General features: G+C 61.9%; 22 protein-coding genes and 2 pseudogenes. 13 read left to right on the top strand and 11 right to left on the bottom strand.

Features of this window, described 5'->3' with window-relative positions; genetic code table 11:
- Positions 1–126 precede the first annotated feature (126 nt).
- From C4J92_RS12205 to C4J92_RS12185, 5 genes and pseudogenes are all read left to right on the top strand, one after another.
- Positions 127–1,517, top strand: a pseudogene (locus tag C4J92_RS12205) (GntP family permease).
- Positions 1,518–1,524: 7 nt separating this feature from the next.
- Complete coding sequence (locus C4J92_RS12200) at positions 1,525–2,298, top strand: 3-hydroxybutyrate dehydrogenase (RefSeq protein WP_124404010.1); 774 nt, start codon at positions 1,525–1,527, stop codon at positions 2,296–2,298.
- A 161-nt stretch (positions 2,299–2,459) separates the two neighbouring features.
- Positions 2,460–4,412 (top strand): acetoacetate--CoA ligase, encoded by a 1,953-nt coding sequence (locus C4J92_RS12195; protein ID WP_124404009.1) that lies wholly within the window; start codon positions 2,460–2,462, stop codon positions 4,410–4,412.
- A 141-nt stretch (positions 4,413–4,553) separates the two neighbouring features.
- Positions 4,554–7,091: a PAS domain-containing protein gene (locus C4J92_RS12190; protein WP_124404008.1), complete on the top strand. Its 2,538-nt coding sequence runs from the start codon at positions 4,554–4,556 to the stop codon at positions 7,089–7,091.
- A gap of 43 nt (positions 7,092–7,134) precedes the next feature.
- Positions 7,135–7,410 (top strand): peptidylprolyl isomerase, encoded by a 276-nt coding sequence (locus tag C4J92_RS12185; protein ID WP_124362615.1) that lies wholly within the window; start codon positions 7,135–7,137, stop codon positions 7,408–7,410.
- Between the two features lie 121 nt (positions 7,411–7,531).
- Here the strand turns inward: C4J92_RS12185 and C4J92_RS12180 are convergent, their stop codons facing one another.
- The 8 genes from C4J92_RS12180 to C4J92_RS12145 form a co-directional block, all read right to left on the bottom strand.
- Positions 7,532–8,437, bottom strand: a complete 906-nt coding sequence (locus C4J92_RS12180) for a sugar kinase (RefSeq protein WP_124404007.1) — start codon at positions 8,435–8,437, stop codon at positions 7,532–7,534.
- A gap of 109 nt (positions 8,438–8,546) precedes the next feature.
- Positions 8,547–9,755 (bottom strand): amino acid deaminase, encoded by a 1,209-nt coding sequence (locus tag C4J92_RS12175; RefSeq protein WP_124404006.1) that lies wholly within the window; start codon positions 9,753–9,755, stop codon positions 8,547–8,549.
- A 9-nt stretch (positions 9,756–9,764) separates the two neighbouring features.
- Complete coding sequence (locus tag C4J92_RS12170; RefSeq protein WP_124404005.1) at positions 9,765–10,529, bottom strand: IclR family transcriptional regulator; 765 nt, start codon at positions 10,527–10,529, stop codon at positions 9,765–9,767.
- Between the two features lie 169 nt (positions 10,530–10,698).
- Positions 10,699–11,088, bottom strand: a complete 390-nt coding sequence (locus C4J92_RS12165; protein ID WP_124404004.1) for a RidA family protein — start codon at positions 11,086–11,088, stop codon at positions 10,699–10,701.
- A gap of 15 nt (positions 11,089–11,103) precedes the next feature.
- Positions 11,104–11,886, bottom strand: a complete 783-nt coding sequence (locus C4J92_RS12160; protein ID WP_124404003.1) for an amino acid ABC transporter ATP-binding protein — start codon at positions 11,884–11,886, stop codon at positions 11,104–11,106.
- The gene (locus tag C4J92_RS12155; protein ID WP_124366828.1) at positions 11,883–12,545 is read right to left on the bottom strand and encodes an amino acid ABC transporter permease; all 663 of its coding nucleotides are present in this window, start codon (positions 12,543–12,545) and stop codon (positions 11,883–11,885) included. The genes C4J92_RS12160 and C4J92_RS12155 overlap by 4 nt, the downstream gene beginning before the upstream one ends.
- Before the next feature lie 11 nt (positions 12,546–12,556).
- Positions 12,557–13,219 (bottom strand): amino acid ABC transporter permease, encoded by a 663-nt coding sequence (locus tag C4J92_RS12150; protein WP_124404002.1) that lies wholly within the window; start codon positions 13,217–13,219, stop codon positions 12,557–12,559.
- A 52-nt stretch (positions 13,220–13,271) separates the two neighbouring features.
- Positions 13,272–14,120 (bottom strand): transporter substrate-binding domain-containing protein, encoded by an 849-nt coding sequence (locus C4J92_RS12145; protein ID WP_124404001.1) that lies wholly within the window; start codon positions 14,118–14,120, stop codon positions 13,272–13,274.
- Between the two features lie 278 nt (positions 14,121–14,398).
- Here C4J92_RS12145 and C4J92_RS12140 point away from each other — a divergent pair, with 278 nt between their 5' ends.
- Both C4J92_RS12140 and C4J92_RS12135 read left to right on the top strand, forming a co-directional pair.
- Positions 14,399–14,647: a hypothetical protein gene (locus C4J92_RS12140; RefSeq protein WP_124404000.1), complete on the top strand. Its 249-nt coding sequence runs from the start codon at positions 14,399–14,401 to the stop codon at positions 14,645–14,647.
- A gap of 73 nt (positions 14,648–14,720) precedes the next feature.
- Positions 14,721–15,008: pseudogene (locus C4J92_RS12135) on the top strand (thioredoxin family protein); the annotation flags it as partial.
- A 22-nt stretch (positions 15,009–15,030) separates the two neighbouring features.
- Here the strand turns inward: C4J92_RS12135 and C4J92_RS12130 are convergent.
- From C4J92_RS12130 to rpiB, 3 genes are all read right to left on the bottom strand, one after another.
- The gene (locus C4J92_RS12130; RefSeq protein WP_124403999.1) at positions 15,031–16,599 is read right to left on the bottom strand and encodes a TerC family protein; all 1,569 of its coding nucleotides are present in this window, start codon (positions 16,597–16,599) and stop codon (positions 15,031–15,033) included.
- A gap of 353 nt (positions 16,600–16,952) precedes the next feature.
- A complete protein-coding gene (locus C4J92_RS12125) occupies positions 16,953–17,933 on the bottom strand; it encodes a sugar-binding transcriptional regulator (protein WP_124362603.1) in 981 nt (326 codons plus the stop codon).
- A 63-nt stretch (positions 17,934–17,996) separates the two neighbouring features.
- The gene (rpiB, locus tag C4J92_RS12120) at positions 17,997–18,458 is read right to left on the bottom strand and encodes a ribose 5-phosphate isomerase B (protein ID WP_124403998.1); all 462 of its coding nucleotides are present in this window, start codon (positions 18,456–18,458) and stop codon (positions 17,997–17,999) included.
- A gap of 283 nt (positions 18,459–18,741) precedes the next feature.
- Between rpiB and C4J92_RS12115 the strand changes: the two genes are divergently transcribed.
- The 6 genes from C4J92_RS12115 to C4J92_RS12090 all read left to right on the top strand — a co-directional run bounded on the left by C4J92_RS12115 (position 18,742) and on the right by C4J92_RS12090 (position 25,445).
- Entirely contained in the window at positions 18,742–20,229 is a 1,488-nt protein-coding gene (locus C4J92_RS12115; protein ID WP_124403997.1) for a sugar ABC transporter ATP-binding protein, read from the top strand.
- A complete protein-coding gene (locus C4J92_RS12110; RefSeq protein ID WP_124362600.1) occupies positions 20,226–21,203 on the top strand; it encodes an ABC transporter permease in 978 nt (325 codons plus the stop codon). The genes C4J92_RS12115 and C4J92_RS12110 overlap by 4 nt, the downstream gene beginning before the upstream one ends.
- A 34-nt stretch (positions 21,204–21,237) precedes the next feature.
- Positions 21,238–22,245 carry a substrate-binding domain-containing protein gene (locus C4J92_RS12105; protein ID WP_124366823.1) on the top strand — a complete coding sequence of 336 codons (1,008 nt, stop codon included), beginning with the start codon at positions 21,238–21,240 and terminating at the stop codon, positions 22,243–22,245.
- Positions 22,246–22,393: 148 nt separating this feature from the next.
- Positions 22,394–23,149, top strand: coding sequence for an SDR family oxidoreductase (locus tag C4J92_RS12100; RefSeq protein ID WP_124403996.1), 756 nt, complete (start codon positions 22,394–22,396; stop codon positions 23,147–23,149).
- A gap of 27 nt (positions 23,150–23,176) precedes the next feature.
- A complete protein-coding gene (locus C4J92_RS12095; RefSeq protein WP_124403995.1) occupies positions 23,177–24,292 on the top strand; it encodes a zinc-binding dehydrogenase in 1,116 nt (371 codons plus the stop codon).
- A gap of 151 nt (positions 24,293–24,443) precedes the next feature.
- Complete coding sequence (locus C4J92_RS12090) at positions 24,444–25,445, top strand: dihydroxyacetone kinase subunit DhaK (protein WP_124403994.1); 1,002 nt, start codon at positions 24,444–24,446, stop codon at positions 25,443–25,445.
- Positions 25,446–25,447 lie beyond the last annotated feature (2 nt).

Here is a 25,447-nt window from a genome sequence, read left to right as displayed (position 1 = left end):
GTCCAAAATCATCACAGACAAAATAGTTAATTTACCTATATTTCAATAAGTTAGAAACCTGGCACACATCTCGCTATAGCCCTTCTCCAGCGTTTCACCCACAAAAATAACAATTGGAGACACACCATGAGTGTGATCATTGCCTTGGCAGCCCTGGCGCTGCTGATGCTGGCTGCCTACCGTGGCTATAGCGTTATCCTGTTTGCCCCGATCGCCGCCCTCGGCGCTGTTCTGCTGACTGACCCTTCCGCTGTCGCACCGGCCTTCACCGGGGTGTTCATGGAGAAAATGGTCGGTTTCATCAAGCTGTATTTCCCGGTGTTCCTGCTCGGTGCGGTGTTCGGCAAGCTGATCGAGCTGTCGGGGTTCTCGCGTTCCATCGTCGCCGCCGCCATTCGTTTGCTCGGTACGCGCCAGGCGATGCTGGTGATTGTGCTGGTCTGTGCCCTGCTCACTTACGGCGGCGTGTCGCTGTTTGTGGTGGTGTTTGCGGTGTACCCGTTTGCCGCGGAGATGTTCCGCCAGAGCGATATCCCCAAGCGCCTGATCCCGGCCACCATCGCCCTCGGTGCGTTCTCGTTCACCATGGACGCCCTGCCCGGCACGCCGCAGATCCAGAACATCATCCCCAGCACCTTCTTCAACACCACCGCCTGGGCGGCGCCGTGGTTGGGGCTGATCGGTACGATCTTCGTGTTCTGCGCCGGCATGCTCTACCTGTCGCGCCAGCGCAACAAGGCCCAGCGCGCGGGTGAAGGCTATGGCACCGAGCTGCGCAACGAGCCGGAAACCGCCGAGGACCTGGCCCTGCCCAACCCCTGGATCGCGCTGTCGCCGTTGCTTCTGGTGGGGGTGATGAACCTGCTGTTCACCCACTGGATCCCGCAGTGGTACGGCAAGACCCACAGCCTCAGCCTGCCGGGCATGAGCGCGCCGGTGACCACCGAAATCGCCAAGCTCACCGCGATCTGGGCGGTGCAGGCGGCGTTGCTGGTGGGGATTATCGTGGTGCTGGTGTGCGGTTTTTCAGCGATCAAAAGCAAGCTGGCCGAGGGCAGTAAAAGTGCGGTCAGCGGCGCGCTGCTGGCCGCGATGAACACCGCTTCCGAATACGGGTTCGGTGCAGTGATCGCCTCGCTGCCGGGGTTCCTGGTATTGGCGGACTGGCTCAAGGGCATCCCCAACCCGCTGGTCAACGAAGCCATTACCGTGACCCTGCTGGCGGGGATCACCGGCTCCGCATCCGGCGGCATGAGCATCGCCCTGGCGGCCATGTCCGAAAGCTTTATTTCAGCGGCCCATGCGGCCAATATCCCCTTGAAGTGCTGCATCGGGTCGCAGCCATGGCCAGCGGCGGCATGGACACCCTGCCCCACAACGGCGCGGTGATCACCCTGCTGGCGGTGACCGGGCTGACCCACCGCGAAGCCTACAAGGATATTTTCGGTATCACGATCATCAAGACCCTCGCGGTGTTCGTGGTGATCGGTACGTTCTACGCCACCGGCATAGTGTGAGGTTTTCATGACGACATTGAACGGCAAGACCGCCCTGGTCACCGGTTCCACCAGCGGCATCGGCCTGGGCATTGCCCTGAGCCTGGCCAAGGCCGGCGCCAACCTGATCCTCAACGGCTTCGGCGATGCCAGCGGCGTGATCGCCCAGGTGCAGGCGTTTGGCGGCAAGGTCGGGCATCACCCGGCAGACGTCAGCGACCCGGCGCAGATCGCCGAGATGCTTGCGTATGCCGAGCGCGAATTCGGCGGCGTCGACATACTGGTCAATAACGCCGGCATCCAGCATGTGGCGGCGGTGGAAGATTTTCCGGTGGAGCGCTGGGACTCGATTATCGCCATCAACCTGTCGTCGGTGTTCCACAGCACGCGCTTGAGCCTGCCGGGCATGAAGGCCAAGGGCTGGGGGCGCATCGTCAATATCGCCTCGGTGCACGGCCAGGTGGGCTCGGTGGGCAAGGCGGCCTATGTGGCGGCCAAGCATGGGGTGATCGGCCTGACCAAGGTCGTAGGCCTGGAAACCGCCACCAGCAACGTGACGTGCAATGCGATTTGCCCAGGCTGGGTGCTGACGCCGCTGGTGCAGAAGCAGATCGATGATCGCACGGCCAACGGGGTGAGCCCGCAGCAGGCGCAGCATGATCTGCTGGCGGAGAAACAGCCGTCGCTGGAGTTCGTCACGCCGCCGCAGCTGGGTGAGCTGGTGCTGTTTTTGTGCAGTGAGGCCGGTAGCCAGGTGCGTGGCGCGGCGTGGAATATTGATGGCGGTTGGCTGGCCCAATAACCCCAGACACTGGAGATCAAAAATGTGGGAGGGGGCTTGCCCCCGATAGCAATGGGTCAGAGCCACATGTGCCAGCTGCCATACCGCCATCGGGGGCAAGCCCCCTCCCACATTGGAACTCTACTGTTTGGAAGACCGGTATAAGAACAAGAGACCCCGCAATGTCCGACATCCTCTGGCAACCCTCCCCGGAACGCATCGCCAACACGCGCATGGACCAGTTCCGCCGCTACATCAATGCGCGCCACCACCTGCAGTTGGGCGACTACCCCGCCCTGCACCAGTGGAGCATCGACCAGCGCCCGGATTTCTGGAAGGCCATCGTGGCGTTCTTCGAGGTGCAATTTCGCAGCCCGCCCAGCGCCACGTTGATCGAGAGCGCCGACATGCCCAGCGCCCAGTGGTTTCCCGGCGCTACCCTGAACTTCGCCGAGCACTTGCTGCGCCGTCGCGACGATCACCCGGCGGTAGTTGCCATCAGTGAAGACGGCCAGCGTGAATCATTGAGCTACGCGCAATTGGCCGAACATGTCGCCGGCCTGCAAAACAGCCTGCGCTTGGCCGGTGTTGGAAAAGGCGACCGCGTGGCGGCGTGCATGCCCAATACCTGGCAAACCCTGGTCGGCATGCTCGCCACCACCAGCCTCGGGGCAATCTGGTCGTGCTCGTCACCGGACTTCGGCACCCAAGGCGTGATCGACCGTTTCGGCCAGATCGAGCCCAAGGTGCTGATCACTTGCGCCGGTTATCGCTATGCCGGCAAGACCCTCGACCAGAGCGCCAAGCTCAATGAAATCCTCGAGCGGCTGCCGTCCCTGGAACACTTGATCATCGTGCCCTACGCCCGCCCTCAGGCGCAGGTCACGGATTACCGCACGTCCGCCCGCGTCGCACTGTGGAGCGACTTCTACCAACCCGGCGGCACGCCCGAGTTCGTCGCGGTGCCGTTCGATCACCCGCTGTATATCCTCTATTCCAGCGGCACCACCGGCGTGCCCAAATGCATCATTCACGGCACCGGCGGCGTACTGCTCACCCATCTCAAGGAACATGGCCTGCATGCCGACCTGTCCCGTGAAGACTGCCTGTTCTACTACACCACCTGCGGCTGGATGATGTGGAACTGGCTGGTGTCGGTGCTGGCCCTGGGCGCCACGGCGGTGCTGTATGACGGTTCTCCGTTTCATCCGGGGCCACAACGCTTGATCGACCTGATCGACGCCGAACGCATCAGCGTGTTCGGCACCAGCCCTAAGTTCCTCGCCACCCTGGAAAAGGCCGGCCTGCAACCGCGCCTCAGCCATGATTTGCGCAGCCTCAAAGGGTTGATCTCCACCGGCTCGCCGCTGTCGCCCCAGAGCTACGACTACGTGTACCGCGAGATCAAGGCCGAGCTGTGCCTGTCGTCGATGTCCGGCGGTACCGATATCGTCTCCTGCTTCGTGATAGGCAACCCGGTATTGCCGGTGCGCCGTGGCGAAATGCAATGCAAGAGCCTGGCGATGGCTATCGAAGTGTGGGACGACCAGGGCCACCCACTGGTCGGCGAGAAAGGCGAATTGGTGTGTACCCGGCATTTTCCCGCCATGCCCATCGGGCTGTGGAACGACCCGCAGCAGCAGAAGTTGCGCGCTTCGTATTTCAGCCAGTTCCCCGGCGTGTGGGCCCAGGGCGACTACGCCGAGCAACGTCCCAACGGCAGCCTGCTGATCCATGGCCGCTCCGATGCGGTACTCAACCCTGGCGGCGTGCGCATCGGCACCGCCGAGATCTATCGCCAGGTGGAAAAAGTCCCGCAGGTGCTTGAAAGCCTCGCTATCGGCCAGCGCTGGCAAGACGACGTGCGCGTGGTGCTGTTTGTGCGCCTTGCTGACGGTGTGCAGTTGGATGAGGCGCTGGAGCAGCAGATCCGCCAGGTGATCCGCGCCAACACCACACCGCGCCACGTGCCGGCGAAAATCCTCGCGGTCGCCGATATCCCGCGCACCATCAGCGGCAAGATCGTCGAATTGGCGGTGCGCAATGTGGTGCATGGGGAACCGGTGAAAAACACCGATGCGCTGGCCAACCCCGAGGCCCTCGAACACTTTCGCGACCGCCCTGAGCTGGCGTAACAGATGAAACGCTTCAGCGCTGATACGGCGTTTTGCGGAAAATCCGGCAATGCGTGCTATTTTTTGAGGTAGCCACCCGTCGTTGTCTCTTGGAATAATGGGTGTTGTCATTTTTCAAAGCGTGATACGCAAGGCTTTTTCATGAATGGAACATCCACCGGTAGCGAAGCCGCGGCAATGATCGAGCGGCTGGACTGGGCGCAAAGCCCCCTCGGTGAGGCCAATGATTGGCCGCAAAGTCTGCGCACCGCCGTGGATATCGTGGTGCATTCGCCCATGCCGATGCTGCTGCTCTGGGGCGAGCAGCTCACCCAGCTGTATAACGATGGGTTCGCCCGCCTGGCCGGCAACAAGCACCCCGGCGCCCTGGGCCAGCCGGTGCACGCGACCTGGCCGGAGCTGCAAAGCTTCGCCGCGCCGGTCTACGACGCGGTGCTGAGCGGCCAGGTGCGCACCTTCAGCGAGCAGCGTTTCGTGCTGCAGCGCGACCAGCGCGACACCGAAATCTGGCTTGACCTGACCTACAGCCCGGTGCGCGATGAAAGCGGCCGCGTGGCCGGCATCCTGGTCACAGCCATCGAAACCAACGAGCGGCGCCGCAAAGCCCTCGAACTGCAGCAGCGCTCCGAAGACAGCCTCAAGGCCCAGCACAACACCGAGCAACGACTGCAGCTGGCCCTGGCGGCGACCGACGCGGTAGGCACCTGGGACTGGGACATCGGCGAAGACCGGTTTATCGCCGACGCACATTTCGCTTACCTGCATGGCGTCGACCCCAATGAGTCCAGCCTGTTGCCCATCAGCGCCTACCTGCTCGGCGTGCATCCCGAAGACCGTGGCATGGTCACGCGCAGCATCAAGCATTGCATCACCTTCGGCACCGAATACGCCGAGGAATACCGCCTGCTGCAAGCCGACGGCCAGGTACGCTGGGTGTTTGCCCGTGGCCGCTGCTACAAGGACCCGCAAGGCCGCCCCGCCCGTTTCCTGGGTGCCGCGCTGGACCTCACCGAGCGCAAGCACACCGAGCAGGCGCTGCGTCAAAGCCAGACCGAACTGCAACTGATCATCAACGCCATGCCGGTGCTGATCGGCTACGTCGACCACGAGCAGCGTTTTCGCCTGAACAACAGCGCCTACCTCGACTGGTACGGCAAAACGCCCCAGGAACTGTACGGCAAGACCATCCGTGAGGTGCTGGGCGACGAGGTGTACGCCGGCCGCGCAGACAAGATCGCCGCCGCGCTCAACGGCAAGGCATGCAGCTTCATGACCGTCACGCCGCATCGCGACGGGCGGCCGCGCCATGCCTTGATGAAGTACCTGCCGCGCTTCAGCACTGACGGCTCAGTGAACGGTTTCTACATCTTTGTGATCGACGAGACCGAACGCAAACTCACCGAAGAAGCCCTGCGCCATCTCAACGAAAACCTCGAAGAGCGCGTGGCCCAGCGCACCCAGGCGCTGGCCGAGGCCAACCAGCGCCTGCAAAACGAAATGTTCGAGCGCGAGCGGGCTGAAGACGCGCTGCGCCACGCGCAAAAAATGGAAGCCGTGGGCCAGCTCACCGGCGGTATCGCCCATGACTTCAACAATATGCTCACCGGCATCATCGGCAGCCTCGACCTGATGCAACGCTACATTGCCGCCGGCCGCAGCGAAGACATCGGCCGCTTTGCCGATGCCGCCGTGGCCTCCGCCCACCGCGCCGCCGCCCTCACCCACCGGCTGCTGGCGTTCTCGCGGCGCCAGTCGCTGGACAAACGCCCCACCGATCCCAACCAGTTGGTGGCGTCCCTGGAAGATCTGTTCCGCCGCACCAAGGGCGCGCATATCACGCTCACCGTGCAGCTTGGCAAAGACATCTGGCCGGTGAACACCGACGCCAGCCAACTGGAAAATGCCCTGCTCAACCTCGTCATTAACGCCCGCGACGCCATGCCCGACGGCGGTGAACTGCTGATCGAAACCGCTAACAGCTATCTGGACGGCACCGATATCACCACCCTGGAGCCGGTCAAGGCCGGCGACTACGTGATGCTCGGCGTGCGCGACAACGGCAGCGGCATGGCGCCGAAAATCCTCGCCAAAGCCTTCGACCCGTTCTTCACCACCAAACCCATCGGCCAAGGCACCGGCCTGGGCTTGTCGATGATCTACGGCTTTGCCCAGCAATCGGGGGGCCATGTGACTATCCAGAGCGAACCGGGCCAAGGCACCTGCGTGCGCCTGTACCTGCCGCGCCTGCACGGCACCGCGCTGGAAAGCAGCCTGCCCGCCAGCCTGGCCGAAGCGCCGCTGGCCCTGGCCGGCGAAGCGGTGGTGGTGGTCGAGGACGACCCGGCGGTGCGCATGCTGGTGGTCAATCTGCTCGACGAGCTGGGTTACACCGCGCACCAGGCGGCGGACGCGCGCACGGCGCTGCCGTTGCTGGAGTCGGATTTACGCGTCGACCTGCTGGTGACCGACGTCGGCCTGCCGGGCATGAACGGCCGGCAACTGGCGGAAATCGCCCGCCAGCACCGGCCGGGGCTGCGCGTGTTGTTCATGACCGGTTACGCCGAAAAAGCCGCCGAGCGCCAGGGCTTTCTGGAGCACGGCATGGACATGGTAGCCAAGCCGTTTTCCATTGACCTGCTGGCGACCAAAATCCGCAGCATGATCGGCGTCGATGCCTGAGTTCAGGCATAATCGCGCGCCGTCGCACACCTGGTAGAAATCGATGAAAGCCCAAGCCCGTCATATCCTGGTGAAAACCAGCGAAGAAGCCGAACAGCTCAAGCAGCGCATTGCCAAGGGCGAAGCCTTTGATGTGCTGGCCAAGAAGTACTCCACTTGCCCATCGGGCAAGCGCGGCGGTGATCTGGGTGAAGTGCGGCCAGGGCAGATGGTCGGGGCGATCGATGCAGTGATCTTCAAGAAACCGCTGCGGGTGGTGCATGGGCCGGTCAAGAGCAAGTTTGGTTATCACTTGGTGCAGGTGTTTTACCGGGACTGAGGGGTTGGCTTTCAACCGCCATCGGGGGCAAGCCCCCCTCCCACATTCAACTGCATTCTTTCAGTTAAAACGCGGTTAACTGTGGGAGGGGGCTTGCTCCCGATCCGCCGCAGGCGGCCATTCACCTCGGTATTAATGCCCCCGGCACCTGAATCACCCGACTCGCCAACCGATGCCCGGCCAAAGCAGCCTGCTCCGGCGAACCGCCCTTGAGCCGACCGGCCAAATACGCCGCACTGAACGAATCCCCCGCTGCCGTGGTGTCCACTACCTTCTCCACCTTCAACGCCGGCACGGCAAAGCGCTCGCCGGCGCAACGGATCAAACAGTCATCCGCGCCGCGCTTGAGCACCACCTCCTCAATCATCGGATAGGCCGCGAACACCTGCTCGCTGTCGGCATAACCGAACAACGCGCGCTCATCGTCCTCGGTGAGCAAGGCGATATCCACCTCGGCCAACACGCGGTGATACGCCGCGTGGGCCGCCTCGATGTTCGCCCACAGACGCGGCCGGTAGTTGTTGTCGAATACGACCTTACCGCCGCGACGCCGGGTTTCGATCAGGCTTTCGAGTAAACGCTCACGCCCGATTTCCCCCAGCACCGCCAGGGTGATGCCGCTGAAATACACCCAGTCATAGCCCGGCAGGGCTGCCAGGATCGGCTCGGCGGCCGGCGTGGTAAAACAGTCGCGCACAGCCGCTTCGTTGCGCCAGTAGAGGAATTTGCGCTCGCCGTTGGCGTCCGTCTGGATGCAATACAAACCCGGCAAACGCCCGGCCAGGCGCTGCACCATGCCCAGTCCAAGGCCTTCATCAGCCCACTGTTGGCACATGGCATCGCTGAAACTGTCATCGCCCAGGGCGGTGACGTAATCGACAGTGCCGAAGTCGCCCAGCTCGCGGCGCAGGTACACCGCCGCGTTCAAGGTGTCGCCGCCGAAGCTCTGGTGCAGGCTGCCGTCGGCGCGGTGTTGCAGTTCGATCATGCATTCGCCGATCAGGGCGATGCGCGGTTCAGTGGTCATGGCTGCTGTCTCGGTGGGGCTGATGGACTCATCGGGGGCAAGCCCCCTCCCACAGGGGAATGCATGCCAAATGTGGGAGGGGGCTTGCCCTCGATAGGCGCGACTCGGTCTAGAAGCAGGTGCGCAGGGACTCGATCACCCGCAATTGCTCATCCACCAGGCAACCCACCTGCCACTTGTCGAAGGTCAGGCATGGATGGGAAGTACCAAACGAAATAATGTCGCCAATGCGCAGTTCAACCCCCGGCGCCACGGTCATGAACGCGTGTTGGTCCATCACGGCGGTCACCTGGCACGCGCTCACATCATCGCCCTCGGCCGATAAAATTCCGGCCTTGTAGCGCTTGAGCGGCACCGGCAGACCGGCGTCGTAGGCTACGTCGCGCTTGCCCAGGGCGATTACCGCAAAACCTGGTTCCGGCAACGATTGCACATGGGCCCAGACTTCCAGCGCCGGGCGCAGGCCTTCGTTGAGGTCGCTGCGACGGTCAAGCACACAGCATTGCGCATCTTTATAGATGCCATGGTCGTGGGCCACGTAGCTGCCGGGGCGCAGAACGCTGAGGAAGCGGCCGGCGGCATTCTGCGCCTCGAACGATTCGGCAATCAGGTCATACCAGGCCGAACCCGACGCCGTCACGATAGGCGTGGGCAGGTCGAAATAGCCGTTGTCTTGCAGGTCTACCGCCTGGCGCACCAGGCTGGCCGCGAAGGCGCGAATGCCGCTGATCGCCTGATCGCCGTGGATCACGCCTTCATAGCCTTCAATACCGGTAAGGGCCAGGGCCGGCTGGGCCTTGATCGCCTCTGCCAGCTCGCGCACTTGCTGCTCGCTGCGGCAACCGCAACGGCCGCCGACCACGCCGTACTCGATCATCACGTTCAGGCGCAGGCCACGGGCGGCGAAGAACAGGCCGAGGTCGGCAACGTTTTCCGGATGGTCGACCATGCAGTGAAAATCGAAATCCGGGTCGGCCAGCAGGTCGGCGATCAGCGCCATGTTCGGCGCGCCGACCAGTTGGTTGGCCATCAGCACACGGCGCACCCCGCCGGCGTAGGCGGCGCGGGTCTGCACCGCAGTGGCCAGGGTAATGCCCCAGGCGCCCTGGGCGAGCTGACGCTGAAACAACGCCGGCATCATGCTGGTCTTGCCGTGTGGCGCCAACTGCGCGCCGCTGTCACTGACGAATTGCTGCATCCAGCGAATGTTGTGTTCCAGGGCCTCGCGGTGCAGCACCAGGGCCGGCAGGCTGACGTCGCGGACCAGGTGAGCGCCAACTGCGGCGGCGCCTTTTTCAACGGCATTGAAGGCAGACATGGGAAATTCCTATTCGTTGATGCGCCGGGCCAGGTTATTGGCGCTGTCGATCAGCACCCGGCGATAGTCGTGATAGTTTTTGCTCGCATCGGCCCGCGGGGCGACGATGCACAGCGTCGCAATGCTGACGCCCTGCGCGTCGCGCACCGGGGCGGCAAAGCAGTGGGTAAAGGTGTCGGCGACGCTGTCGAAGGAGAAGAACCCGTCGAGGGTGGCCTGGCGGATCTGCGCCAGGAAGGTCTCCAGGGACAGGCGCAGGCCATCCGGCAGGATGAAATCGTCGGGATCGATCAAGTCGATGATCTGCTGGTCGCTCAAATGCCCGAGCAGCAGGCGCCCGGAGGCGGTCCAGGGGATCGGCGCGTTTTCGCCGATATCCGAGGAAATACGAAAATGCCGCTCGCCTTCGCGCATCAGCGCCACCGTGTACTTGCGCCCGTTGAGCAGGCACATCTGCGCGGTTTCGTGGGTCTGGCTGACGATCTCCTGCAAGGCGTGGTCGGCCTCGCGGGTCAAATCGAAGTGGCGCAGGTGCGCCTGGCCGAGGAAGTACAACTGGCGCCCGAGATAGACGTGACCATCCTTGCCCACGGTTTCCAGGATGCGCCGCTCGAGCAGCGAGGCGACAAGTTCGTAGACCGTGGACTTCGGGCTGCCAATGCCACTGGCGATATCATTCGGGCGCAGTGGCTGGCCGATTTCCTTGAGAAAATCGAGGATATCGAACGCACGGTCCAGGCCTTTGGCGCGGCGTTTGATGGTGTCTTCGGTCATGGCAGTGTTAAGTCCCGTCAAATTCTATGGTCTGGCAGAGATCCCCTGTGGGAGGGGGCTTGCCCCCGATGGCGGTGTGCCAGTGGACATATCTGTTGCTGATACACCGCTATCGGGGGCAAGCCCCCTCCCACATTGGAACGGCTGTGGTCTTGAGAGTGGGGCCAATTTAGCCTTTATTCTTGTAGGCCACGCAATCGATCTCCACCTTGCAATCGACCATCATGTTGGCCTGCACACAGGCGCGCGCCGGGGCGTGTTCCGGGGTGAAGTATTCGCCGAAGACTTTGTTGAAACTCCAGAAATCCCGTGGGTCTTCCAGCCATACGCCGACGCGCACCACGTCTTTCAATTCGTAGCCGGCCTCTTCCAGAATCGCCACCACGTTGCGCATCGTCTGGCGGGTTTGCTCGATGATGCCGCCATTGATGATTTCACCGTCCACCGCCGGCACTTGGCCCGACACATACAACCAACCATCGGCTTCCACCGCACGGGCGAAAGGACGTGGCTGGCCGCCGCCGGCGGTGCTGCCGGTACCGTAACGAGTAATGCTCATAAAAACAGCTCCTGATTAAAAACGAATGTTCTTGAGAAATTCCGCCAGACGCGGTGACTGCGGCCGCTCGAAGATGTCCTTGGCCGAGCCCTGCTCTTCGATGCGGCCCTGGTTCATGAAGACGATCTTGTCCGAGACCTCATAGGCAAAGCGCATTTCGTGGGTGACCAGCAACATGGTCATGCCCTCCTCCGCCAATCCCTTGATTACGCTGAGCACTTCGCCCACCAGCTCCGGGTCGAGGGCCGAGGTGACTTCGTCGAACAGCATCAGGCTGGGGTTCATTGCAATGGCTCGGGCAATCGCCACGCGCTGTTGCTGGCCGCCGGACAACTGGCCGGGGAAGTGATTGCGACGTTCCAGAAGTCCCACACGGTCGAGCCATTTTTCCGCAAGCGACACGGCCTCGTCCTTAGGCATTTTCTTAACTTTCAACAAACCCAGGGTCACGTTCTGCAAGGCGGTCAAATGCGGAAACAGGTTGAACTGCTGGAACGCCATGCCGGTCATGGCGCGGTGCTGGGCGATCACCCGCTCGGGGTGACGCACGCGCTTGCCGGCCACGTCGCTGTAGCCGATGGACGCGCCATCGAGGGTAATCTGCCCGCCCTGGAATTCTTCCAGCAGGTTGACGCAACGCAACAGGGTGGTCTTGCCCGAACCACTGGAACCGATCAAGGTCACCACGTTGCCACGCTGCAGGCTCAGGTCGACGCCCTTGAGCACTTCAACGTCCCCGTATTGCTTGCGCAGGCCACGAATGTTCAGCAGCGGTTCGATTGTTTGAGGTTGATTCATGGCAAGGCCACCCGCTTTTCAATGTAGCGCCCGAATAACTCGATGGCGTAGTTGATGACAAAGAACATGAAGCCTGCGAACAGGTAGAACTCCAGGGTCATGAAGGTGCGTGCAATGACTTGCTGGGTGCTCAGCAGCAGCTCCGCAACGCCGATCACCGAGAGCAGGGTCGAGGCCTTGACGATTTCCGTGGAGGAATTGACCCAGGTCGGCAGGATCTGTCGCAGCGCCTGGGGCAACAGCACGTAGCCCAGGGACTGGTAGAACGTCAGGCCAATTGCCTTGCCCGCTTCCAGTTGCCCACGGGGGATGGCCTGCAGCGCACCGCGCACGATTTCCGCGACGTGGGAGCCACAGAACAGCGTGAGCCCGACCGCGCCGGCCTGGAACGCACTGATCTGCCAACCGAGCGCCGGCAGCATGTAGAAACACGCCAGTACCAGCACGAATACCGGCGTGCCACGAATCAGGTCGACATACAGGCGAAACGGCGCACGCATCCAGAACTTGCCGTAGGTCAGCACCAGCCCGGCGAAGATGCCGATCAGGGTGCCGAAGATAATCGCCAGCGCCGAGCAGTAAATACTGGTCTGGAACCCGGCCCACAGGGTCTCCCGGGCGATCCACAGTTCATGCAGCCAGCTAGGGGATTCGTACATGGAAACCCTCCTTAACGACGGATCGCCAGACGCTGCTCCAGGTAACGGAGCAGCATGGCAATGAGGTAACAGGCGGCCACGTAGAGCGCCGTCGTCACCAGCCAGGTTTCGATCACCCGGTAGCTTTCGACGTTGATCTTGCGGGCGTAATAGGTCAGCTCCGGCACCGCAATCGCAGCGGCCAGCGAGGTGTCCTTGAACAGCGAGATAAAGTTGTTCGACAGCGCCGGCAGCACGTTGCGCAGCATCACCGGCACGGTGATATACGCGCGGATACGCCACTCACCCAGGCCGATCGCCAACCCGGCTTCGCGCAAGCCCTTGGGAATATTCAACAGCCCGGCGTGGAACACTTCGGTCAGATAAGCCCCGGCGTACAGCGACAAGGTGATGATGAACGAGGGGATTTTATCCAGGCGGATCCCCAGCGACGGCAAGGCAAAATAGATCAACAGGATCAGCACCAGGATCGGCGTATTGCGCACCACCGTCACATACACCGAAGCGAACACACGCAACGCCCGGTGCCTGGACAGCATGGCAAACGCCATCAGCAGGCCGATCACGCAGCCGATGGCGATCGACAGCAAAGCCAACTGCAGACCCAGGCCGAGCCCCGCCAGCAAGGTGTCGAAATCACGCCATACGGCGGCAAAGTTCAACTGATAGTTCATGGTCGGCAGTACCTGAGTGGGGCGCCGTCAAGCACGCCCCGATTGTTCTGGATCACTTGAATTCCACAGGAAAACCAATCGCCGGCTCTGGCAGGTCGACGCCGAACCATTGCTTGAACGACGCCTTGTAAGCGGGGAATTCAACGCCGGTCATGGCTTCATGCAGCGCGGTATTGACGAAGTTCAGCCAATCCTGGTCGCCACGCTTGACCGCGCACGCGTAGGTCTGCGGGCTCCAGGCGTAGGCCGGGCTGCGGTAGCGGCCGGGGTTTTGCACCATCAGGTATTTGACCGAAGACTGATCGGTGGCGGCGGCATCGGCGCGACCAGAGTTCACGGCCTGGTACATCAGGTCGACGCTGTCGTACTGGTCAACCTTGGCCTTGGGCAGCGCCTGGTGGACCAATTCTTCGGCATACACGTTCTGCAGCACGGCCACGGTGACACCATCGCCGGCCGCCTGCAGGTCTTCGATTTCCTTGTACTTGCTGTTGTTCGGCAGCAGCAGGCCCACACCTTCGCGGTAATACGGCAGGGTGAAGGCCACTTGCTGCGCACGGCTGGCGGTGACGGTGATGAACTGGCAGCTCATGTCGACCTTGTCGGTCAGCAGGTTGGGAATACGTGCGTCGGAAGACTGCACCACGTACTCGACCTTGCTCGGGTCGTTGAACAAGCCCTTGGCCACGATGCGGCCGATGTCGATATCAAACCCCTGCAACTTGCCATCCGCTCCCTGGAAGTGCCACGGCGCATTGGTACTGCCTGTACCCACGATGAGGTGCCCACGCTTGAGCACATCATCGAGCTTGCTGTCCGCTGCCTGCGCGAAGCTGGCAACGGTAGCCGATGCGGCGAAGAGAAAAACACACGCTTTGAACACGGAAGGTCGGTGATGCATGACAAGCACTCCAGAGGTTGTGTATTCCGCTATACCGGAACTTGGTATGTAACAACGGAATAGACAGCAGAAAGTGTGCCATAGGTGCAGGAAGAAAAATATGCTGGAGGTAAACCCTTTATGGATCAGCGAGATAGTCATCGAAGCGTTTTACGGCGTTGCGCCATCACCTGAGTCACGCTGCTACTCAATGCCCCACAACGATGTTACTGCGCACCAACTGTGCGCCCTTGGACTAATCTGTAGAGCGAGCAAGCTCCTAGATGAAAGGACCCGCGATGAAATTGAGCCTTGGCCTGTTAATCCTGTGTTTTCTGGTGGCTGGCAACGCCCTGGCCAGCAACGACCGCCGCGACTGCAAGGAAGAATTGCAAAAACTCAAGGAAGCCTTCGACACCAACTACACCAGCCAGAACCATCATGACTACCGCGACGCCAAAGCGGCCCGCGACAATGAGGAATACAGAAAATGCGCAAGCCAGGCGCGCAAGGCACGGGAACGGCTGGAGCGTGGGCCGGACCTGTGAAGGTTGACAGTAGACGCGGGTGAGCCAGCGGCTTAGCGTTGCCACACACCCACCCTACTGGCAGGAGATCACCATGGGCGCAGCCACGCGAACAATTTCCAGCGCCAAGGACTTCCAGCGCGTGCTGAACACACCGCGCCCGGTCTTCATCCTGTTCGTTTCAGAGCACTGCCCTGCCTGCGCCAGCGCAGTCCCCTTATTCGAAAAGGTTGCCTGGCAACATCCGTGGATCGTGTGCATGGTGCTCGATTGCGCGCACACCCCGAGGCACCCTGACGTTACCGGCACGCCAACGCTGCTGGTCTACGAGGGCGGCCACAGGGTGGAACTGCACAAGGGTTTCGGCCCCGTGGAGGAACAACAGCAGTTCGTGGACGCGCTATTCATGCGCTTTGACCGGAGCAAGGCCGCAAAACCACCTGGGTCACCCGCCGCTCTTCAACCGCAGCCACCGTTAATCGCCAGCCCTCATATTCCAGGCTATCGCCCACCACAGGCAGACGGTCGAGCAGGCTCATCAGCAGGCCAGCCAGCGTTTGATAATCCTCGGTAGCCGCCGCCTTGAAGCCCGTGCGCTGACCGACCTGGCTCAGGTTCAAGGCACCACTGGCGCGAAATCCGTCACCCTCCGCGACGATATCCGGCCCCTCGATTTCGCTGGCGTCCGGCAATTCACCGGCGATGGACTCGAGGATGTCGGTCATGCTCAACACCCCCATGAAGTCGCCGAATTCGTTGATCACGAAGGCGATGTGGGTGGATTCCTGACGCATCTGCTCCAGGGCATTGAGGATCGAAAAGCTGTCCAGCAGGTTGATCGCCCGACGCGCCAGATGCTCAAGGTTCGGCTCGTTGCCGGCCAGGTATTCCTTGAGCAACTCCTTTTTGTGCACGAAACCCAAGGGCTCATCCACCGCGCCGTTGCGGATCAACGGCAGGCGCGAGTAGGACGAATGCATCAGTTTCAGGCGAATACTCTCGGGATCATCCGCCAGGTCGATGCAGTCGACCTTGGCCCGTGGCGTCATCAACGTGCGGATCGGCCGTTCGGCCAGTTGCAGCACACCGCTGATCATCACCCGTTCGCGTCGGTCGAACAGCGGGCCTTGCGCAGTATCCACCTCGCCCAGCAGGTCGGCGACCTCTTCACCCACCTCTTCCACCGCCAGGCTGCGACCGCCGAGCAAGCGCATCACTGCGTGGGCCGTACGCTCGCGCACCGGTAATACGCCTTGCGCCGATTTCTTGCGCCGCGAACGGGCGATCTGGTTGAACACTTCAATCAGGATCGAGAAGCCGATCGCCGCGTACAGGTAGCCTTTGGGAATATGGAAGCCCAGGCCTTCGGCGGTCAGCGCGAAGCCGATCATCATCAGGAAACCCAGGCACAGCATGATCACGGTCGGGTGTGCGTTGACGAAGCGGGTCAGCGGCTTGCTCGCCACGATCATCAGGCCGATGGACACGATCACCGCGATCATCATCACCGCCAGCTCATCGACCATGCCCACGGCGGTAATCACCGCATCGAGGGAGAACACCGCGTCGAGCACCACGATCTGCGCCACGATCGGCCAGAACATCGCGTAAGCCACATTGCCCTTATGCTGGGCCACATGCCCTTCCAGGCGCTCATGCAATTCCATGGTGGCCTTGAACAACAGGAACACACCGCCGAACAGCATGATCAGGTCACGGCCGGAGAAGCTCTTGTCGAACACCTCGAACAGCGGCTGGGTCAGCGTCACCAACCAGGAAATACTCGCCAGCAGGCCCAGGCGCATCAGCAAGGCCAGGGACAAACCGATCAACCGCGCACGGTCGCGCTGCTCCGGCGGCAGCTTGTCCGCCAGGATCGCGATAAACACCAGGTTGTCGATACCCAGCACCAGTTCCAGCACAATCAAGGTCGCCAGGCCGAGCCAGGCCGTTGGATCCGCTAACCATTCCATTTAAAAAGTCTCTGTATTCAAGAACGCCGGGCACGGCGAAGCGCGGTCATTGGACCGGGACAAGGTTAGTCGATGCAATATGGGGTGCTTGTGCGGGGGTCTTGGGGAAAGACGACTGGGAGGCTCCGAGAGGGTGTTCATGCAAGTCCTGAGGTAACGAAAGGACTTGAATCCTACAGCCGTAATACAAATTCCCTACACAGCAAAACTATTACAAAACCTGTCCTAAAAACCCACACAAAACCCATGTGGGAGGGGGCTTGCCCCCGATGGCGATCTTCCAGCTACACCTATGCTGACTGAGACACCGCTATCGGGAGCAAGCCCCCTCCCACATTTTGATCTGCGGTGTGTCAGGATTTTCGGGTGGCGTCGTCCAGCGCGAGGATGGTGTGGGCATTGGTGACGGTCGTTGCCAGGGTGTTGATCACCCCCGACCGCAACGCCCCCAAGGTCGCCGCCGCCTTCGTATTCTCACTGGCAATCGCCACCACGTCCGGGATGCGGAACAGTTCCTGCACCGTCAGGCCGATGACCCGCCCCTGGATGGCGTTGACCGCCGGTTGACCGTGGATATCGATAAAGTCGTAACCCATCATGTCGCCCACCGTGCCGGACAAGCGTGCCTGGGCGATTTCCTGGGGCGAGAACCAGCCCATGCGCACCATGTTGCTGTTTTCGCTCATGTCGCCGATGCCGATCAAGGCAATATCGGCGCGGCGCGCGCGGTCCAGGGTCGAGCGCACCGTGTCGTTGTTGATCAACACACCGCGCAGTTCCGGGTTGGCCACCAGCGCCGGGGCGTACAGGCTTTCACTTTCACCGCCAAAGCGCAGGGCCAGGCGCCGGCAGATATGGTCGGGGTTCATGTACTCGCCGGCCTTGAGCGAACCGCCGATGGCGCAGACAAACGTGCAGTTGCGCGTCACCGGCAGAAAGACGTTATCGGCCACCGCGCCGACGTTACGCCCCATGCCCACCGCGACGATCATGCCGTCGCCCAAGGTTTTATTCAGGTAATTGGCCACCAGGCTGGCGACGGCCGAGCGCTGGGTGTCGGGGTCGCTGTGATCGACCGCGATCAACGCGCGATCCAGCTTGAAGCGCTCGACCAGCGCCCGCTCCAGCTCGTTGTTCATCGCCGGGTGCTGCAACACCCGCACCTCGACAATGCCTTCATCGCGCGCACGCTTGAGCAAGCGGCTGACCTTGGCCCGCGACAGGTCGAAGCGCTTGGCGATGGCCTCCTGAGTGACGTTCTCGAGGTAATAGAGCATCGCCACTTCGGTCATCTGATCGATATCGCTGGCCATGCGCTGGCTACTGTCACTCATGGGGACGGGCTTCCGTTTCGGCGTCAAAGGCGCATTCTCCCGACTCTTGCCCCGCGCCGTCCACTATTGATGCCCATCGCGCTCGATCGCGCTGATGCGTGCGACCTTGGCCCCGGAGCGCGCAGCCTCGAACTCCGAGGCCAGGAACGCGGTGACGACGCTCTTGGCCAGTTCAACGCCGATGACCCGCGCGCCGATGGACAGGATCTGCGCATCGTTGCTCTTGCGCGCACGCTCGGCCGAGTAGGTATCGTGGGCCTGGGCCGCACGAATGCCGAACACTTTGTTGGCGGAAATAGCCATGCCGATCCCGGTGCCGCACACCAGCACGCCGAGACGCTGCTGCCCGGCGGTGATGGCGTTGGCTACGGCCAGGGCAATGTCCGGGTACAGCACCGGCGCGGTGGAATGCGTGCCGAAATCGGTCACCGGGTAACCCAGCGTTTCGATATGCCGCTTCAACAATTCCTTGAGCTCAAAGCCCGCTTCATCGCATCCGATAGCCACCGGGAAAGGTGTGTTCATGGCGTCTGGCTCCGCTGCCGTCATCGTACTTACGACTGATCATATGATCACTCAATGAAATTTCGCTCAGGCATTTCTCGGGCATATGGGTTGATCTGTCAAGCTCGTTTTTATCCGAGCTCCCGCTAATGCGGCATTAAAAGCCAATACCGCCATGCCAGATGAGAATCATCGCTTTCAAGTGAAAGAGATTGACTGATCAGAATTTCATTTGGTACACATATGCTCACAGCGAAACATGACTGTGCGACCTAATAAGAATTCACAGCACGAGGACACGCCGATGGCCACGCCATTACTGCTCCAGGCTGAACACGTCGCCAAGGCTTACGCCGGGGTCCCTGCCCTGCGTGACGGGCGCCTCTCTCTGCGGGCCGGCAGCGTGCATGCCCTGTGTGGCGGCAACGGCGCCGGCAAGTCGACCTTCCTGAGCATCCTGATGGGCATCACCCCGCGCGACGCCGGCAGCATCCTGCTCAATGGCGTTGCCGTGCAGTTCAACCGCCCGAGCGAAGCCTTGGCGGCGGGAATCGCGATGATCACCCAGGAGCTGGAACCCATTCCCTACATGACCGTCGCCGAAAATATCTGGCTGGGCCGCGAACCGCGCCGCGCCGGCTGCATTGTCGACAGCAAGGCCCTCAACCGCCGCACCCGCGAGCTGCTCGAAGGCCTGGAGTTCGACGTCGACCCCACCAGCCCCATGCACCGCCTCAGCGTGGCGCAGATCCAACTGGTGGAAATCGCCAAGGCGTTCAGCCATGACTGCCAGGTGATGATCATGGACGAACCCACCTCGGCCATCGGCGAGCGCGAGGCAGAAACCCTGTTCAAGGCGATTCGCCGCCTCACTGCACGCGGCGCGGGCATTGTGTACGTGTCGCATCGCCTGAGCGAGTTGGCGCAGATCGCCGACGACTACAGCATCTTTCGCGATGGCGCCTTTGTGGAAAGCGGGCGCATGGCCGATATCGACCGCAACCACTTGGTGCGCGGCATCGTCGGCCAGGAGCTGACGCGGATCGACCACAAGATCGGCCGAGAGTGCGCCGCCGCCACCTGCCTGCAGGTCGACAACCTGAGCCGCAATGGCGAGTTTCACGACATCAGCCTGCAACTGCGCCAAGGCGAAATCCTCGGCATCTACGGCCTGATGGGTTCGGGGCGCAGCGAATTCCTCAACTGCATCTATGGCCTGACCACACCGGACTCCGGCAGCGTCACCCTGCAAGGCAAGCCCATGCCTGTCGGGCTGCCCAAGGCGACCATCAACGCCGGCATGTCGCTGGTCACCGAAGACCGCAAGGACAGCGGCCTGGTATTGACCGGCAGCATTCTTTCCAACATTGCGCTGTCGGCCTACAAGCGCTTGTCGAGCTGGTCGCTGATCAACGCACGCAAGGAAACCCAATTGGCTGAAAACATGGTCAAGCGCCTGCAGATCAAGACCAGCTCCCTGGACCTGCCGGTGGCCTCCATGAGCGGCGGCAACCAGCAGAAAGTGGTGCTCGCCAAATGCTTGTCCACCGAACCGATCTGCCTGCTCTGCGATGAACCGACCCGGGGCATCGATGAAGGCGCCAAGCAAGAGATCTACCACTTGCTCGACCAGTTCGTACGCGCCGGGGGCGCGGCCATCGTGGTGTCGTCGGAAGCCCCGGAGCTGCTGCACTTGAGCGATCGCATCGCCGTCTTCAAGGGCGGCCGGCTGGTGACCATCAGCAGCGACACCGCCCTTTCCCAGGAAGCCTTGTTGAGTCTTGCCTCATGAATGCCAAAACGATTGTTGCGCCCGTTACCGCCGCACCGCGCAACCGCCTGCGCCTGTCCCTCGACCGCTTCGGCCTGCCGCTGGTGTTTATCCTGCTGTGCGTGGTGATGGCGTTTTCCAGCGAATACTTCATGACCTGGCGTAACTGGATGGACATCCTGCGCCAGACCTCCATCAACGGCATCCTTGCCGTGGGCATGACCTATGTGATCCTGACCAAGGGCATCGACCTCTCGGTGGGGTCGATCCTGGCGTTTGCCGGGTTGTGCAGCGCCATGGTCGCGACCCAGGGCTATGGCCTGCTGGCGGCGGTCAGCGCGGGGATGTTCGCCGGGGCAATGCTTGGCGTGGTCAACGGCTTCATGGTTGCCAACCTGTCGATCCCGCCGTTCGTGGCCACCCTCGGCATGCTCAGCATTGCCCGCGGCATGACCTTCATCCTCAACGACGGCAGCCCGATCACCGACCTGCCTGACGCCTACCTGGCGCTGGGCATCGGCAAGATCGGCCCGATTGGCGTGCCGATCATCATCTTCGCAGTGGTCGCACTGATCTTCTGGATGGTGCTGCGCTACACCACGTACGGGCGCTATGTGTACGCGGTGGGCGGCAATGAAAAAAGCGCGCGCACCTCCGGTATCGGTGTGCGCAAGGTGATGTTCTCGGTGTATGTGGTGTCGGGCCTGCTGGCCGGACTGGCCGGCGTGGTGCTGTCGGCGCGCACCACTTCCGCCCTGCCCCAGGCCGGGGTTTCCTATGAGCTGGATGCGATTGCCGCCGTGGTGATCGGGGGTACCAGCCTGTCGGGCGGCACCGGCAGCATCGTCGGCACATTGTTCGGCGCGCTGTTGATCGGCGTGATCAACAACGGGCTGAACCTGCTCGGCGTGTCTTCCTATTACCAGCAGGTCGCCAAGGGCCTGATCATCGTGTTTGCAGTACTGATCGACGTGTGGCGCAAGAAAAAACGCTAGAGAACGACCCACAACAATAACCGGAGTTCTACTTATGAAACTGGGTACCACCTTGGCCGCTGCGGCGACCTTTACCCTGCTGGCCAGCAGTATCGCCCTGGCCGCCGATGGCAAGACCTACAAGATCGGCGCCGCCGTCTACGGCCTCAAGGGCCAGTTCATGCAGAACTGGGTCCGCGAGCTCAAGGAACACCCTGCGGTCAAGGACGGCACCGTGCAATTGACCGTGTTCGACGGCAACTACGACGCGCTGACGCAGAACAACCAGATCGAAAACATGGTGACCCAGCGCTACGACGCCATCCTGTTTGTACCCATCGATACCAAGGCCGGCGTCGGCACGGTGAAAGCCGCCATGAGCAACGACGTGGTGGTCATCGCCTCCAATACGAAAGTAGCCGATGCCAATGTGCCGTATGTGGGTAACGACGATGTCGAAGGCGGCCGCCTGCAGGCCCAGGCCATGGTCGACAAGCTCAACGGCAAGGGCAACGTGGTGATCATCCAGGGCCCGATTGGCCAGTCGGCACAGATCGACCGGGAAAAGGGCGAACTGGAAGTGCTGGGCAAACACCCGGACATCAAGATCATCGAGAAAAAAACCGCCAACTGGGACCGCGCCCAGGCGCTGACCCTCACCGAAGACTGGCTGAACGCCCACCCCAAAGGCATCAACGGTGTCATCGCCCAGAACGACGACATGGCCCTCGGTGCGGTACAGGCGTTGAAGTCCCATGGGCTGACTTCCAAGGACGTGCCCGTCACCTCCATCGACGGCATGCCGGATGCGATCCAGGCGGCGAAAAAAGACGAAGTCACCACCTTCCTCCAGGATGCCCAGGCCCAGTCCCAGGGTGCGCTGGACGTGGCGTTGCGCGCCTTGGCCGGCAAGGACTACAAGCCGCAATCGGTGATCTGGGCGCGCTACGGCAACGACGTGAAATGGGGGGATGGCACGGCCAAGAACTACATCCTGCCATGGGTGCCGGTGACGAATGCCAATGCCGATGCGCTGTACAAGCAGGTCAGTGGCGGTAAGTAGTTATTGACTTGAAATGCAGTCAACTGTGGGAGGGGGCTTGCTCCCGATAGCGGTGTGTCAGTTGCTTGATTTATCACTGTTACACCGCCATCGGGAGCAAGCCCCCTCCCACATTGGATCTCCAGCGTTATTGAAAGAGGAGTCATTCATGTCAGGTTTCTGGAACCAAGCCTTCGACCTCAGCGGCCGTTGCGCCGTGATCACCGGGGGCGCCGCCGGCATCGGCCTGGCCTGCGCCAGCCTGCTGGTGGAACGCGGTGCACGCGTGGCGCTGCTGGACCGCGACCCGGCAGTGGTCGAGGTGGCCGCCCGCCTCGGTGCCGGGCACCTGGGCATTGCCATCGACCTCAGCCAGATCGGCCAGATACAACCCACTATCGATCAGGTTTTCGAACACTTCCAACGCCTGGATTACCTGGTCAACAGCGCCGGCGTGGTGTTGCTGGACAAGGCCGTCGAGGTCAGCGAAAGCGCCTGGGACACCACCCTGGATATCAACCTCAAGGCCAGCTTTTTCGTGGCCCAGGCCTGTGCCCGCCACATGCTGGCCCAGGGCAGCGGGCGCATCGTCAACCTCGCCTCCCAGGCTGCCGTGATCGGCCTGGACCGCCACGTCGCCTACTGCGCGAGCAAGGCCGCCATTGTCGGCATGACCAAGGTATTGGCCATGGAATGGGCGCCGCAGATCAACGTCAACGCCATCTCCCCCACCATTGTCGAGACCGCCCTGGGCAAGAAAGCCTGGGCCGGCGCCGTGGGCGAACGGGCCAAAACGCAGATCCCGGCGGGACGATTTGCCCAGCCCGAGGAGATCGCCGGGCTGGCACTCTACCTGCTCAGCGATGCCGCGCAGATGATCACCGGCGCGAACATGCTGATCGATGGCGGCTACAGCATTCAGTAATTCATCTTTATGTCGTGAGGTTTTGTCATGTCCACCGTTACCGAACGCAGTGCTGAACAACTCGCTCCAGTCATCCCGAAAACCATGCAGGCCGTGGTGTGCCATGGCCCGGAAGACTATCGCCTGGAAACTGTCGACGTGCCCACACCGGGGCCTGATGAAATTCTCACCAAGGTCGAGCTGTGCGGCATCTGCATGGGCGACATCAAGACCTATCGCGGCGCGCCGTCGTTCTGGGGCGATGCCGAGCAGCCGCGCTACGTGAAACCGCCGATGATCCCCGGGCATGAATTTGTGTGCCGCGTGGTTGCCCTCGGCCCTGGCGCGGAAAAACGCGGCGTGGCAGTCGGTGAGCGGGTGATTTCCGAGCAGATCGTGCCGTGCTGGGGCTGCCGGTTCTGCAACCACGGCCAATACTGGATGTGCCAGAAGCACGACCTCTACGGCTTCCAGAACAATGTGCAGGGCGCCATGGCCCAGTACATGATTTTCACCAAGGAAGGCATCGTCCATAAGGTGCCGGAATCCATCGCCCCGGATGAAGCGATCCTGATCGAACCCCTGGCGTGCTCGCTGCACGCGGCGGAACGCGCCAATGTCGACCACGACGACATCGTCGTGGTCGCCGGCGCCGGCACCCTGGGCCTGGGCATCATCGGCGCGGTGCGTCTGCGCAACCCGAAAAAGCTCATCGTGCTGGACATGAAACCCGAACGCGCCGCCCTGGCCCTGCGCATGGGCGCCGACGAAGTATGGAACCCGGCCGAAGTCGATGTGCTGGCGAAAATCCGCGCGATCACCGATGGCTACGGCTGCGACATCTATATCGAAGCCACCGGCCACCACAAGGCAGTGAACCAGGGCCTGGCGATGCTGCGCAAATTGGGGCGTTTCGTTGAATTCAGCGTGTTCAATGATGAAGCCACGGTGGATTGGTCGATCATCGGCGACCGCAAGGAGCTGGATATTCTCGGCTCGCACCTGGGGCCGTATATGTACCCGCGCGCCATCGACTTTATCGGCAGCCGCAAGATCGACATGCGCGATGTGGTAACCCATAAGTTTGCGCTGGCGGATTTCAAGGAAGCGTTTGCGGTGATGGAGCGTGGTGACAAGTCGCTGAAGGTGGTACTTGAGCCCTAAGCACACCACAAATCCAAATGTGGGAGGGGGCTTGCCCCCGATGGCTGTGCAACAGTGACAAATCAGTTGGCTGACACACCGCTATCGGGAGCAAGCCCCCTCCCACACTGAACAACTGCGAACCAACAGAACAAAAACAGGAACCCACGTTATGAATCGAGTCATCAACGATCCGGACCAAGTGGTCGAAGACATGCTGCGCGGCGTCCTGGTCGCGCACCCTGAACTGCGCCAGTACGAAGCCAACCCACGGGTCATCGTCAAGGCCAAGCCCTCGGCCCAGGGCCGTGTCGGCATCGTCACCGGCGGTGGCTCCGGGCATGAACCGGCCTTTCTCGGCTACGTCGGCCCGGGCCTGGTGGATGCGGTGGCGGTCGGTGAGATTTTTTCCTCGCCCACCGCCAAGAGTTTTTTCGACGCCTTCCGCGCCGCCGACCATGGCGCGGGCGTGGCCTGCCTGTACGGCAACTACGCGGGTGACAACATGAACGTGAAGCTGGCGATGAAAATGGCCGCCAGCAAAGACATGCGTATTCGCACCGTGGTCGCCAACGACGACGTCGCCTCCGCACCCCAGGCGGATATCGCCAAGCGTCGCGGGGTGGCCGGGGAAATCTTCATGTGGAAAATCGGCGGAGCCGCCGCCGCCCAGCATTACGACCTGGACGGTGTGATTCGCGTCGCGCAAAAAGCCGTCGACCACTGTCGCTCGATCGGCATCGGCCTCACGCCGTGCACCATCGCCGCAGTGGGCAAGCCGAACTTCCAGATCCCCGACGGCCAGATGGAGCTGGGCATCGGCCATCACGGCGAACCGGGCATCGAAGTGATCCCCATCGAGTCCGCCGCCGCCATGGCCGAGCGCATGCTCGCCCCCATCCTCGCAGACCGCGACTTCAGCCAGGACGACAGCGTGGTGGTGCTGGTCTCCGGTCTCGGCGCCACGCCGGTGATGGAGCTGTACGTGTTCTATGCCGAGGTGGAACGCCAGCTCACGGCCAAGGGTTTGAAGATTCACCGCTGCTATGTCGGCAACTACTTCACCTCCCTGGAAATGATGGGCGTGACCCTGACCCTGCTCGGCCTGGACGCGGAGCTGAAAACCCTGATCGACCAACCCTGCCGTTCCATCGGCATGACCCAGGCGGAGTGAAC

Origin of the sequence: Pseudomonas sp. R3-18-08, assembly GCF_003852065.1 — a bacterium.
GTDB lineage: Bacteria > Pseudomonadota > Gammaproteobacteria > Pseudomonadales > Pseudomonadaceae > Aquipseudomonas.
Note: the sequence above shows the minus strand (reverse complement) of the source record. Positions and strands in the feature narration are given on the sequence as shown.

Excerpts from the sequence above, each read along its gene's own strand:
- C4J92_RS12200 (WP_124404010.1), top strand. The coding sequence starts at position 1,525 with ATGACGACATTGAACGGCAAGACCGCCCTGGTCACCGGTTCCACCAGC.
- C4J92_RS12195 (WP_124404009.1), top strand. The coding sequence starts at position 2,460 with ATGTCCGACATCCTCTGGCAACCCTCCCCGGAACGCATCGCCAACACG.
- C4J92_RS12190 (WP_124404008.1), top strand. The coding sequence starts at position 4,554 with ATGAATGGAACATCCACCGGTAGCGAAGCCGCGGCAATGATCGAGCGG.
- C4J92_RS12185 (WP_124362615.1), top strand. The coding sequence starts at position 7,135 with ATGAAAGCCCAAGCCCGTCATATCCTGGTGAAAACCAGCGAAGAAGCC.
- C4J92_RS12180 (WP_124404007.1), bottom strand. The coding sequence starts at position 8,437 with ATGACCACTGAACCGCGCATCGCCCTGATCGGCGAATGCATGATCGAA.
- C4J92_RS12175 (WP_124404006.1), bottom strand. The coding sequence starts at position 9,755 with ATGTCTGCCTTCAATGCCGTTGAAAAAGGCGCCGCCGCAGTTGGCGCT.
- C4J92_RS12170 (WP_124404005.1), bottom strand. The coding sequence starts at position 10,529 with ATGACCGAAGACACCATCAAACGCCGCGCCAAAGGCCTGGACCGTGCG.
- C4J92_RS12165 (WP_124404004.1), bottom strand. The coding sequence starts at position 11,088 with ATGAGCATTACTCGTTACGGTACCGGCAGCACCGCCGGCGGCGGCCAG.
- C4J92_RS12160 (WP_124404003.1), bottom strand. The coding sequence starts at position 11,886 with ATGAATCAACCTCAAACAATCGAACCGCTGCTGAACATTCGTGGCCTG.
- C4J92_RS12155 (WP_124366828.1), bottom strand. The coding sequence starts at position 12,545 with ATGTACGAATCCCCTAGCTGGCTGCATGAACTGTGGATCGCCCGGGAG.
- C4J92_RS12150 (WP_124404002.1), bottom strand. The coding sequence starts at position 13,219 with ATGAACTATCAGTTGAACTTTGCCGCCGTATGGCGTGATTTCGACACC.
- C4J92_RS12145 (WP_124404001.1), bottom strand. The coding sequence starts at position 14,120 with ATGCATCACCGACCTTCCGTGTTCAAAGCGTGTGTTTTTCTCTTCGCC.
- C4J92_RS12140 (WP_124404000.1), top strand. The coding sequence starts at position 14,399 with ATGAAATTGAGCCTTGGCCTGTTAATCCTGTGTTTTCTGGTGGCTGGC.
- C4J92_RS12130 (WP_124403999.1), bottom strand. The coding sequence starts at position 16,599 with ATGGAATGGTTAGCGGATCCAACGGCCTGGCTCGGCCTGGCGACCTTG.
- C4J92_RS12125 (WP_124362603.1), bottom strand. The coding sequence starts at position 17,933 with ATGAGTGACAGTAGCCAGCGCATGGCCAGCGATATCGATCAGATGACC.
- rpiB (WP_124403998.1), bottom strand. The coding sequence starts at position 18,458 with ATGAACACACCTTTCCCGGTGGCTATCGGATGCGATGAAGCGGGCTTT.
- C4J92_RS12115 (WP_124403997.1), top strand. The coding sequence starts at position 18,742 with ATGGCCACGCCATTACTGCTCCAGGCTGAACACGTCGCCAAGGCTTAC.
- C4J92_RS12110 (WP_124362600.1), top strand. The coding sequence starts at position 20,226 with ATGAATGCCAAAACGATTGTTGCGCCCGTTACCGCCGCACCGCGCAAC.
- C4J92_RS12105 (WP_124366823.1), top strand. The coding sequence starts at position 21,238 with ATGAAACTGGGTACCACCTTGGCCGCTGCGGCGACCTTTACCCTGCTG.
- C4J92_RS12100 (WP_124403996.1), top strand. The coding sequence starts at position 22,394 with ATGTCAGGTTTCTGGAACCAAGCCTTCGACCTCAGCGGCCGTTGCGCC.
- C4J92_RS12095 (WP_124403995.1), top strand. The coding sequence starts at position 23,177 with ATGTCCACCGTTACCGAACGCAGTGCTGAACAACTCGCTCCAGTCATC.
- C4J92_RS12090 (WP_124403994.1), top strand. The coding sequence starts at position 24,444 with ATGAATCGAGTCATCAACGATCCGGACCAAGTGGTCGAAGACATGCTG.